Annotated in this window: 5 protein-coding genes; 2 read left to right on the plus strand and 3 right to left on the minus strand. The window is 53.4% G+C overall.

Features of this window, described 5'->3' with window-relative positions:
* Positions 1 to 96: 96 nt before the first annotated feature.
* Entirely contained in the window at positions 97 to 390 is a 294-nt protein-coding gene (locus FKW19_RS14815; RefSeq protein ID WP_003626805.1) for a hypothetical protein, read from the plus strand.
* Positions 387 to 1,433 carry a Fic family protein gene (locus FKW19_RS14820; RefSeq protein WP_116100449.1) on the plus strand — a complete coding sequence of 349 codons (1,047 nt, stop codon included), beginning with the start codon at positions 387 to 389 and terminating at the stop codon, positions 1,431 to 1,433. The genes FKW19_RS14815 and FKW19_RS14820 overlap by 4 nt, the downstream gene beginning before the upstream one ends.
* Before the next feature lie 12 nt (positions 1,434 to 1,445).
* Here FKW19_RS14820 and FKW19_RS14825 read toward each other — a convergent pair whose 3' ends face one another.
* The 3 genes from FKW19_RS14825 to FKW19_RS14835 are packed head-to-tail and all read right to left on the minus strand — an operon-like array spanning position 1,446 to position 2,916.
* Positions 1,446 to 2,531, minus strand: a complete 1,086-nt coding sequence (locus FKW19_RS14825; protein ID WP_116100448.1) for a hypothetical protein — start codon at positions 2,529 to 2,531, stop codon at positions 1,446 to 1,448.
* A 2-nt stretch (positions 2,532 to 2,533) separates the two neighbouring features.
* A complete protein-coding gene (locus FKW19_RS15885; RefSeq protein WP_238704126.1) occupies positions 2,534 to 2,677 on the minus strand; it encodes a type II toxin-antitoxin system RelE/ParE family toxin in 144 nt (47 codons plus the stop codon).
* Entirely contained in the window at positions 2,674 to 2,916 is a 243-nt protein-coding gene (locus tag FKW19_RS14835; protein ID WP_116100447.1) for a type II toxin-antitoxin system RelB/DinJ family antitoxin, read from the minus strand. The genes FKW19_RS15885 and FKW19_RS14835 overlap by 4 nt, the downstream gene beginning before the upstream one ends.
* Positions 2,917 to 3,375 lie beyond the last annotated feature (459 nt).

Raw genomic sequence — 3,375 nt, forward strand, 5'->3', positions numbered from 1 at the left:
TCTGGCTGAGTCGTGATCGTAGGAGATCATACGATGCAGACGATAAGGGATATGTTTCCCCCTTCGCTCGGCACAACCGGGAGGACCGAGGGCACCATGCTTGAACCAACACGCTTTCCACGTGTCGAGCGTTACCGAGAGGAATTAGCAAATCTGACGTTTGAGCCAGTTTCTGCGGATATGACGTCTTTCTACAAGGTCCTGATCCGGGACGCGATGTGCGTCATGAGCGAACTTGATAGGCCAGATCGCAGTCAGATAGCCGAAATAAGCTCTCTTACAACCCTACTTATTGAGGCATGCGTACCGGTGGAAATTTTCATGGATTTTCTTCAACGCCTTCATGAGGAACTGGATGAACCAATCCGCCCTACGGAAGGAGATGAATGATGCCCGTCACCGACCCTTATCTCTATCCTGGCACGGAAGTTCTCGTGAACAAGAAGGGCTATCAGAATGCTGAACGCCTTCGCATTTTTGAAACAACCCGGTATCTCAGCCGTGCGATAACCATGCCCACGGATACCAACTCGACGTCCGCCCTTAAGGATTTGCATCACCATCTCTTTCAGGATGTCTACGACTGGGCGGGGCAATACCGGACCTGCGACCTCGCTGTTGATGGTCGGAAAGGTCTCCATCCCGACCGGATTTCCCAGTCAGTTCAAGGCGTATTCCAAAACCTGAAAGCCAATAATGGTTTGCGGGATCTCTCTTCCGACCGTTTTGCGCGGGGAGCTGCCACCCATATTGCCGCTTTGGATAAAATCCTGCCTTTTCGGCAAGGAAACCAGCAGGTCATCCTGCTTCATCTCTCACATCTTGCTCGGAACGCCGGTCATAATTTTGACCTCAGCCAACTCGATCACGATCAATGGAACAGAGCCAGCGGCAAAGCGGCAGTCAATGACGAGCGTCTTATGATGCATGCCATCGCGACGTTATTTAAGTCTGGGCGAACAATGACGCCCGACCAGGCGCGTCGGGAAGCTCTGTCGCTCCGTGAACCAACACGCCAGGAACTGCAATCCGGGATTGATGCGGACAACAGAACACTGAACGCAGGCCAGGCAGATAGTGCCACGTTGAAAGAACTCAGGGGCTTACGGGGAGAACTGAAAGCTTTGGAAAGCGACACGCAGGTTGGCGCCGTTCTGCGTCATATCGATCAAGCCCAAAAGGCGGGCATTGAAAAGCTGACCGTTCTCCCCGGCCGCGACGGTTCTGCGCGTGACGCCATTTATGCCCTCGGGCGGGCTGCCGTGCGTAGTCTTGACTTGCAGGACGATCAACGAGCAGTGCAAGGTATGAGTGCCGAACAGACACGATCACCTGCATCGTGGTTCAATCGGGCCAGCCAGAAACTTTCTGGGCCGGAAGAAACACCCCCTCAGCCAAATAGCCCAAAATCACGTGGCCCGCAGTTTGGCTAGTTCCTGCTGAACCTAATCAGGCCGATGGCGTCTGATCACACGTTCTGCGTGATCTATCGCACGCTCCAGTTCCTCATAATTGATGGGAGCAAACGTGGGCGCCGGCTCTACCGGCCGGATGTTCACGTTCTCATCTGGAGGACAGGTTTCCTGACTTTCTTTTTTTCTCGGTCGCCCACGTTTTCTGCCTGGTTGGGGTCTTTTAGGGGGCCTGACAATCTCGCGAAGAGGTTCCAGATCTTTCAGGGCGAACAGACGTCGCGCCGCGCGATGTGTGACTTCAACAATCAGCCCCATTTCCAGAAAACGTTCCAGATAGATGTAGGCAGCTTTGAGCGACAGGCCGAGCTCAGCTGAGAGGCGTGTTGCCGAGACCACTGGATAGGCTGCGAGAAGGTCTACCACCTTGTCAGCGCGCGAGGTGCGACGTTGGCCACCCGATTTTGATCTGGCCTGACGCCAGCTTTGTTCCAGAGTCCGTGTGCGGTCCTCAACGGCCGCGATTTCTTCATTCAGACAGTTCAGGAAAAAAGGGAGCCATGCAGTTGGGCTCCAAGGTGCTTCCGGTACGAAGGATCTGGCTCCAACAAGGGGAAGCGGAAAATGAAGAACATTGGTCAGGCGCCAGTGACGGATCAAAGCGGCGCGCATCGGGGCACGAGCATGTCCTGCTTCTATCCAGGCATGAAAGGCTCGGGCGGAGCCAAGAAGAGGGCCTAATCTGACACTATGCTTGCTGAGCCAACCTGAAGCCTCTTCTATCGCGTTGCGTTGCGTATCTGTTGGCCTAACCAACCACTGATATTGCTCAAACGCAGCGTGGAGAGCGTCCACAGACGTTCCGCGTTCATAAATATCACATCCGAGTGGTACTGATCTCAAACCTTCCAGTTCCGCCGCCAACCGCCACGGATCTATGAGATGGCCATCGACTGCTGCACAGGCTCTTGCAGCTTCCAGCTGCTCCCGAAACAGGATTGCAGGGAGGAGAGGATGATGATGCAGGCGCTGATCAAGTCTGCCGAAAGCCAGTGCCGTCTGGGTGAGGCTTTCGTATAACTTTCCGTCAGAAGATTGAACTGAGGCTGTCCGGAACATGCTCAGACGCGGCGGGTTGCATCGTCGTAAACCTCATTGGCATCCCTGCGTCCAATCGCAACAACCAGCACTATGAGTTTCCCCTCATGAACCTGATACACCAGCCGATATCCGGAAGCTCGACGTTTGATTTTATAGCAGCTCACAGATCGTCCAATGAAACCGGAATAGACGGTTCAGGCGAGGCAAGACGCTCTCGAACGACGGGAAGAAGCTCCAGACCGTCATCCGATACAACAGTGCGCCGGACAGGGAGCTTGCCAGTAGCGACGACATATTCAACGGTCTGGCGGATAAGATCTGAGGATGTCACGCCGAGTTCTGACAGACGATCGTATGCAGCTTTCTTCAGACTGTCATCGATGCGCAGGTTAATTGAAGCCATGATGTGTCCTCCAACAAACACATCACCTGTTTGTGCCTTTACGTTTGTAAAGGCAACTTAATAAGAACTGTGACCAGGTTGTTCCCATGAAAAACGACAGGTACCGCCCTGATCAGAGACCATTGTGAGATTATCTCTGGAGATCATACAGCCTATATCCCATTTGTAACGCCAGAATCTCGAAAACTACGTAAACAGGGGATTTCATGAAGGCATCAGACGGCCACCCGCTCGGATTATCAGCGAGGTTTTAATTGGCTTTTAAGCGATAGGCCGTCTGTCCCATCTGTGCCCCCGTGAGCGCGTTACAGCAGATTGATGCCTCACACGGGAGCGTACACTCATGATGGCTAGCACATAAAGTCGCATAAACAGTGAATTGCCCCGGGTTTTGTGGAGACAGAACGACCCGAGAGGTAAGAAGAATTCATGAGCAACAAATCGAAGCGTTTTCCGCCT

Origin of the sequence: Acetobacter sp. DmW_125128, from assembly GCF_008704325.1 — a bacterium.
GTDB lineage: Bacteria > Pseudomonadota > Alphaproteobacteria > Acetobacterales > Acetobacteraceae > Acetobacter > Acetobacter oryzifermentans.